Annotated in this window: 7 protein-coding genes and 2 pseudogenes; all 9 read right to left on the bottom strand. The window is 64.1% G+C overall.

The genetic code is table 11. The annotated features are described in order from the left end of the window. Positions 1–378: pseudogene (locus tag Q0239_RS03855) on the bottom strand (conjugal transfer protein TraI); the annotation flags it as partial. Next, positions 375–1,292: a P-type conjugative transfer protein TrbG gene (gene trbG, locus Q0239_RS03850; RefSeq protein WP_298598696.1), complete on the bottom strand. Its 918-nt coding sequence runs from the start codon at positions 1,290–1,292 to the stop codon at positions 375–377. The pseudogene Q0239_RS03855 and the gene trbG, both read right to left, overlap by 4 nt. After that, complete coding sequence (trbF, locus tag Q0239_RS03845) at positions 1,289–1,972, bottom strand: conjugal transfer protein TrbF (RefSeq protein ID WP_054109445.1); 684 nt, start codon at positions 1,970–1,972, stop codon at positions 1,289–1,291. Before trbF ends, trbG begins: the two co-directional genes overlap by 4 nt. A gap of 21 nt (positions 1,973–1,993) precedes the next feature. Continuing rightward, complete coding sequence (gene trbL, locus Q0239_RS03840) at positions 1,994–3,274, bottom strand: P-type conjugative transfer protein TrbL (RefSeq protein ID WP_298598692.1); 1,281 nt, start codon at positions 3,272–3,274, stop codon at positions 1,994–1,996. After that, the gene (trbK-alt, locus tag Q0239_RS03835) at positions 3,271–3,525 is read right to left on the bottom strand and encodes a putative entry exclusion protein TrbK-alt (RefSeq protein ID WP_292686903.1); all 255 of its coding nucleotides are present in this window, start codon (positions 3,523–3,525) and stop codon (positions 3,271–3,273) included. The genes trbL and trbK-alt overlap by 4 nt, the downstream gene beginning before the upstream one ends. Position 3,526: 1 nt before the next feature. Continuing rightward, entirely contained in the window at positions 3,527–4,246 is a 720-nt protein-coding gene (gene trbJ, locus Q0239_RS03830; protein ID WP_298598689.1) for a P-type conjugative transfer protein TrbJ, read from the bottom strand. Then, entirely contained in the window at positions 4,243–6,699 is a 2,457-nt protein-coding gene (gene trbE / locus Q0239_RS03825; protein ID WP_298598686.1) for a conjugal transfer protein TrbE, read from the bottom strand. The genes trbJ and trbE overlap by 4 nt, the downstream gene beginning before the upstream one ends. Continuing rightward, positions 6,696–6,965, bottom strand: a complete 270-nt coding sequence (locus tag Q0239_RS03820) for a VirB3 family type IV secretion system protein (RefSeq protein ID WP_006964035.1) — start codon at positions 6,963–6,965, stop codon at positions 6,696–6,698. The genes trbE and Q0239_RS03820 overlap by 4 nt, the downstream gene beginning before the upstream one ends. After that, positions 6,965–7,043 (bottom strand): annotated as a pseudogene (locus Q0239_RS03815) (conjugal transfer protein TrbC); the annotation flags it as partial. The pseudogene Q0239_RS03815 and the gene Q0239_RS03820, both read right to left, overlap by 1 nt.

Raw genomic sequence — 7,043 nt, 5'->3', positions numbered from 1 at the left:
ACCTAATTTTGGCACGTCGCCGTAGTGGGCAGGCGCACCGTTGACCGAGTCCGCGCGATTGCGGCTGTTCGTGTCGTAGAGATTCTCGGCTGGCGCGTGGTTCTTGGGCTGAAGTGCGTAGATCAGCGAACCGCCAATCCCGACGCTGGCGATGACGCCAAGGATTGCGAGTGCCTTGCGCGACAAGCGCATGACGCGCGGCGGTTCCCCGCCAAGGCGAAACCCGTCCGGGCTGGCCGGTGCAACCGGGCGCTCGTCGTCAGGCTCATCGCCTTCGGCTTCGACCTCAACGTCAGTTTCAACGTCGGTCTCGACGTCAGCCTCGACAATCCGGTTGGTGACCGGTCGCACGCCATCATCCTGCGGTCTCGTGTTCATGAGCGGCTCCGGCGGCGTGCGCGTTCACGCTCAATGCGAACCTGCTTGGCGCTGTTGCCTGCGCCAAGCCGCAATTCCGCACGCTCAAACAGCCGGTCGACAACCATATACCGGCCTTGCACACGGTAGTTCACCAGCTCAGCTGCCTGGTCCGCGCCGATCACGAACAGCGGCGGCATATCGCCGCTCGCAATGTCGCCCGGAAACTCGATGAACGCCTGCCGGCCATCATCGAACACCCGCACTGGTCGCCATCCGGGATGATCGCCCCCGATGCGGTAGCGAAAGTTCAGGCTTGAGAAGTCGATACCCGAGGCCACCGGTGCCGTGCGTTCACGCTCGGCCTCGGCAGTACGCAGGGCGATCAAGGCGTCCTGCGGATAGGTCCAGGAGACTGCGGCCATATAGGTCGAGTTCGTCGCACTGAGTTCGAGATGATAGGTGCGCCGATTGGTATTGATAATGAGGTTGGTGCGAATGTCGGCCCGCGTCGGCTTGACGAGGATGTGAACCCGGCGCGCTGCTCCGGCACCGCTCACCGTGTCGCCGATTATCCAGCGGACCGTATCGCCCGATGCGACCGGCCCCGGTCCAACGAGTTCTTCGCCTTCCTGGAGCATGATGTCGGTAATCTGCCCCGGTGCGGTGTAAATCTGGAACAGGGCTCCATCGGTATAGGCATATTGCTGGATGGCATTGAAATAGCTGGTGCGCTCCGGTTCCACCCGCGCTGCGGCGTTGGCTCTACCAACACGGGTGCGCGGGTCGGCAGGCTCAACGGTCTGCGCCGATGTAGCAGGAATTGGATGGGGCTGAGCGCGCTGTTCGCGCGCCATGGCTTGGGCAGGTATGCAGATCAGTGTTACCGCTGAGAGCATAATCGATGTGCGCAGGGCGCGCGTCGGGCGGATCATTGGCTAAGCTCCTTTGACCAGTTGATGGCGTTGATGAACAGGCCGAGCGGATTCTTGCGCAGGGCATCGGGAGTGCGAGGTGGCTGCACGACGGTGGTCAGGATCGCTGACCACCGCGAAGTCTCGAGAAGGGCGCCATCCTGGTAACGCCGCTCGGTCCAGCCTACGCGAAAGCTGTCGTTCGACGCACGAACGACACTCGACACATCGACCGCGACCTGCACCTTGCCGACTTGGGCAAAGGGATCGTTGTTGCGCGCGTAGTCATTGAGCGCCTGCGCGCCGCGGTCGGTGGTAAAGTCGTAAGCCCTGAGCCAGTCTTGCCGCAGCACGATCGGATCGGCGGGAATGGCGCGCACCTGTTCGATGAAGCGAGCAAGGTGGAACGCCATCTGCGGGTCGGTCGGGCGATAATCGACATCGGCAGGCGCGATGGCCTGTGCCTGGCCAAGCTTGTCGACCTCGACCACCCAGGGCGTGATCGTGCCGCGCGCCGATTGCCAGACGAGACCGCCTGCCAGCCCTCCCGAAAGCGCAAGGCAACCGAAGAAGGCAAGCCGCCAGTTTTTCGCCTGCACCCGGGCTGAACCGATGCGGTCGTCCCAGACCTGGGCGGCGCGTTGATAGGGCGTGACGGGCTCGGGACTGGTCCCGTAGCGGATCGAGGGGCGTCGAAACATGTAGGATCCTTTTCGGAAGTTTCAGCTTTTGTCGGAGATGTCGGGGCCAGAGCCGCCGCCGTGGCTGTCGCCGCCCTTGAGGGTATGCGAGGCCATGTTGGCGCCCTGCGTCATCGCCTGACGCCGCTTCATCGCGGTGGCCCATGCAGGAGGGCCATCGGCGGCGCCGGTCGCTGCCGCATTGGCAGGCGTCCCGGCCTTGCCAGCGGCATAGTTCGCCTTGAGACTGTCCGCGGCCCGGCGAAGCGGTGACGCTGCGCTGCTTGCGGCTGATTTTGCGACGTTGGCGAGACCCGAAGCAGCCGCAGCCCGTCCGGTTTTGCCAGCGGCTCCGGCTGCATAGGCACCCGACGCGCCGCCTGCCGCGCGGGCACCGACCGTGGCCGCGCCCGCCATGGCCGAGCCGGCGGCACCTGCGGCGAGCTTGGCACCTGCGATACCGCCCGCAATCGTTGCGCCAGCGGCGATCGCCGTTCCTGCTGCCGCGCCTGCGCCAAGCTGCGGTCCGCCCGATACAATGCCGTTGGCGATGCTGGGACCAAAGATACCAAGGCCGAGCAAAGTCAGTGCTGCGAGCGCAATCGCCATGACCTGCTGGATGTCGGGTTCGACCCCGAGTCCGGCATTGATGAACTGCGTGAACAGGGTCGTGCCAATGCCGGTGATGACGGCCAGCACGAGCACTTTGATGCCGGAGGAAATGATATGTCCAAGGACGCGCTCGGCCATGAAGGCGGTACGCCCGAAAAAGGCGAACGGCAGAAGCACGAAGCCTGCAAGCGTCACCAGCTTGAACTCGATGATGGTGACGAAGACCTGGATCGCCAGCACGAAGAAGGCGATGACGACGATCAGCCAGGAAATCAGCAGGATCAGGATCTGCACGAAATTGGTGAACAGTCCCACCGGCCCGACAAGGTCGGCGGTGGCGTCGAGCAGCGGTTGCCCGGCATCAAGACCGGTTGCGGCCACAACGCCGGGGCGCATGAAATCGCCGATGGCCATGCCGCTGCCGCTGGCCTGCAGGCCAAGCCCGGCAAAGCTCTGGAGCATAATGCCAGCGAGATTGGAGAAGTTGCCAATGATGAAGGCGAAAGTGCCGATGTAGAGCGTCTTCTTGATCAGGCGCTGCAGCACATCTTCATCGGTGCCCCAGGCCCAGAACAAGGCGGCTATGGTCACGTCGATGACGATGAGGGTGGTCGACAGGAAGCCGACCTCACCGCCGAGCAAGCCGAAGCCGCTGTCGATATATTGGGTGAAGACCGTCAGAAACTGGGCGATGACGCCGGTATCATTCATGGCTGCCGGTCCCTTCCATGGAAAAATCGGCGGCGCTCAGCTTCCCAGACCGCATCGCATCCCGATTCCGGCATGGTGATCGTGCTGCAGCGCTTGAGTTCTGCGGCGTGAGGGTTCGGAGATCCTGTCTCGTCCGCGACATAGGTCGTTGTGTCGTGCCGAGCTGGCGGCTGCGTTGTTGACACAACCGCGACCGCGATCAACAATCCGCCAAAAGCAGCGGCTGCCGCCAGCTTGACCGACCGGCTCATGTCAGTTCCGGGTCCGGAAGCGGCGGAAACGCTCGCGGCCCTCGGCCTCGGTCGCGGCATTGCGCGCGGCCTCGATCGACTGCGCGCGGCCCTGCGCCGCAATGGCGGCGGTCAGATCGGCCAGTTGCTGGGTTTGCAAAGCCAATAGCTGATTGCCGGCCTGTGCCGCCTCCAAAGCCCCCGGCCCTGATTGGCTACCGCCGACCCGCGTCGTGATCGAGCTGCGGGTCGCACCCAGATTGCCGACGATCCCGGCCTGAACCTTCATCGCGTCTTCGAAGGCGCCGACGCTGTCCTGCCATCGCGCATTGGCGTTAGCGACCATCTGGGCCTGCCCGCCGGTCAGCGCCGCCCCCTTGTAACGGCCGTTGAACACCTGCTGCACGTCGGTCACGTCATAGGCGATGCGCTGGGCCTGGTTCAGCAACTGGCGGGTCTGGTCGACCTGTTGCTGCAGCGTCTGGATCGTCGAGACCGGCAGACTGGCAAGATTGCGGGCCTCGTTGATGAGGCTGGTAGCCTGGTTCTGGATCTGCTGGATCTGGTTGTTGATCTGCTGCAGCGTCCGCGCGGCGGTCAGCACGTTCTGCGCGTAGTTGCTGGGATCATAGACGATCCCGCCAAACTGGGCCTGCGCTGGGGCGGCGATCATGGTGCCTGATACCAGCGAAGTGGCGATCGCCGTCGCCATGAGCGCGCGGCGGAGGACGGGTATTTTCATGGGCGGTTTTCCTTGTCCGTTAGTGCGGGCGGCGGGGGAGGAAGCAGCTCGGCCGCCCATGCGAGGCTGCGGTTCTGGAGCCAGGCCGCTGCAAAGCCTTCGCTACCATGGGCTGCGACAAGCTCGGCGATGCGGATCTGATCGGTTTTGGAAGAGGCGGCGCTGAAGGCGAGTGCGACATCGCCGAGACCCAGCTCGAACAACCGGTTGCCGCGCCGCGACTGGCAGTAATAGTCACGCTTCGGTGTTGCCCGGCTCAGGATTTCGATCTGGCGATCATTGAGGCCGAACCGCTCATAGACCCGTGCGATCTGCGGTTCGGCCGCGCGCTCGTTGGGCAGAAAGATGCGCGTCGGGCAGCTTTCGATGATGGCAGGCGCGATGGCCGACGTCTCGATGTCGGCAAGGCTCTGGGTCGCGAAGATGACGCTCGCATTCTTCTTGCGCAGCGTCTTCAGCCATTCGCGCAGCTGCGCGGCGAAGGCCGGGCTGTCGAGCACGAGCCAACCTTCATCGATGATGATCATGGTCGGCGAGCCGTCGAGCCGCCCTTCGATCCGGTGGAACAGGTAGGCGAGCACAGCTGCGGCCGATGACGCGCCAATCAGACCTTCGGTTTCGAAAGCCTGCACGGACGCCTCCCCCAGACGTTCCTGTTCAGCATCGGGCAGCCGTCCCCATGGACCGCCGATGAGATACGGGGCGAGTGCCTGCTTCAATTCCTGGGATTGCAGGAGGACCGCGAGACCGGTGAGTGTACGTTCGGCAAGCGGTGCGGACGCAAGCGATGTCAGGGCCGACCAGAGATGCTCTTTGGCGGCAGGGTCAATCACCATGCCTTCGCCGGCCAGCATCGCCGCCAGCCATTCGGCGGCCCATGCGCGTTCGCCGGCGTTGTCGATCCGTACAAGCGGCTGCAGGGCGACGGCAGCGCTGTCGCTTTCTTCGGCATGCAGCGCGCCGCCAAGATCCTGCCAGTCGCCGCCCATACCGAGCGCGGCAGCGCGGATCGATCCACCAAAATCAAAGGCGAAGATCTGGCTGCCCTTGTAGCGCCGGAACTGCAGCGCCATCAGCGCCAGCAGCACGGATTTGCCCGCCCCTGTCGGGCCGACGATCAGACTGTGACCGACATCGCCGACATGAAGGGAAAGGCGGAACGGGGTCGAGCCTTCGGTCTTGCCGTAAAGCAAGGGGGCGTCACCGAAATGCTCGTCCCGTTCCGCTCCCGCCCATACCGCTGACAGGGGGATCAGGTGGGCGAGATTGAGGGTGGAAATGGGCGGCTGCCGGACATTGGCGTAGACATGGCCGGGCAGCGATCCGAGCCATGCCTCGAGCGCATTCATACCTTCGACAGTGCAGGTGAAGTCGCGGCCCTGGATGACCTTTTCGACCAGCCTCAGCTTCTCCGCCGCCAGCGCTGGGTCGCGGTCCCAGACCGTGACCGTCGCAGTGACATAAGCAATGCCGGCATGATCCGCGCCGAGTTCCTGCAGCGCCATGTCGGCATCAGCCGCCTTGTTCGAGGCGTCCGAATCCATCAGCACCGACTGCTCGTTGGTCATCACCTCCTTGAGGATGGCAGCAACCGATTTGCGCTTGGCGAACCATTGCCGCCGAATCTTAGAGAGCAGTTTGGTGGCGTCTGTTTTGTCGAGCATGATTGCCCGCGTCGACCAGCGGTACGGGAAGGCCTGCCGGTTGAGCTCATCAAGCAGCCCGGGAAAGGTTGCCGTCGGAAAGCCGGTGATGGTGAGCGTGCGCAGATGATGGGCGCCAAGCATGGGCTCAAGCCCGCCGGTCAGCGGCTCATCGGCCAGCAGCGCGTCGAGATAGACCGGCGTTTCGGGCACGCGAACGCGCTGCGTCCTGGTCGATACCGTGCTGTGGAGATAGGTCAGCGTGGGGGCGTCATCGAGCCAGGCTGCCTCGGGCATGAATCCCTCAACCAGATGCAGCACGCGGTCGGTACGATCGGTGAAGGATTTGACGAGCTCCTTGGGATCAACCCCGGTCGATGCCTTGCCTTCGTAGAGCCAGCCTTCGGCGCGCGCGGCTTCATCGGGCGGGGGCATCCACAGGAGCGTCAGATAATAGCCGCTTTCGAAATGCGCGCCTTCCTCACGAAACTGTTCGCGGCGTTCCCTGTCGACCAGTGCCGACACAGGATCGGGAAAGCGGGATTGCGGATAGGCTTGCGCTGCGGTGCGCTGCGCTTCGACGAAAGCCGCCCATCCCGAGCCCAACCGCCGCAGGGCATTGTTGAGCCGGGAGGTGACGGCCACGAGTTCAGCGGGCGTGGCACTGTCGAGATCGGGACCGCGAAAGCGGGCTGTCCGCTGGAACGATCCGTCCTTGTTGAGCACCACGCCCGGCCCCACCAGTGCGACCCATGGGAGGAAGTCTGCGAGACTGGCGGATTTGGTCCGATATTCCTGAAGCGACATCATGGCCGCACCCAGGTCGGATATTTGAGATGGCGGCGCGCGACATCGACAAATTGCGGATCGCGGCGGGCAGCCCAGACCGAAAGCACATGGCCGATTGCCCAGATGGCTAGGCCAGCGAGCCAGAGCCGCAAGCCGAGGCCAATCGCGCCCGCCAGCGTGCCATTGACGATGGCGAGTGCGCGCGGCGCACCGCCGAGCAGGATCGGCTCGGCCAGTGCGCGGTGGACCGGGGCATAGAAGCCGGGGATGTCGTCTGCCGATGTCATCAGATCAGCGCCCCGCCGCCGAAGCTGAAGAAGCTGAGGAAGAAGCTCGATGCGGCAAAAGCGATGGAGAGGCCGAAC

The organism is uncultured Sphingorhabdus sp. (assembly GCF_937872355.1).
Classification (GTDB): Bacteria; Pseudomonadota; Alphaproteobacteria; order Sphingomonadales; family Sphingomonadaceae; genus Sphingorhabdus_B.
The sequence above is the reverse complement of the archived record's forward strand: the minus strand, read 5'-3'. Positions and strand labels throughout refer to the sequence as shown.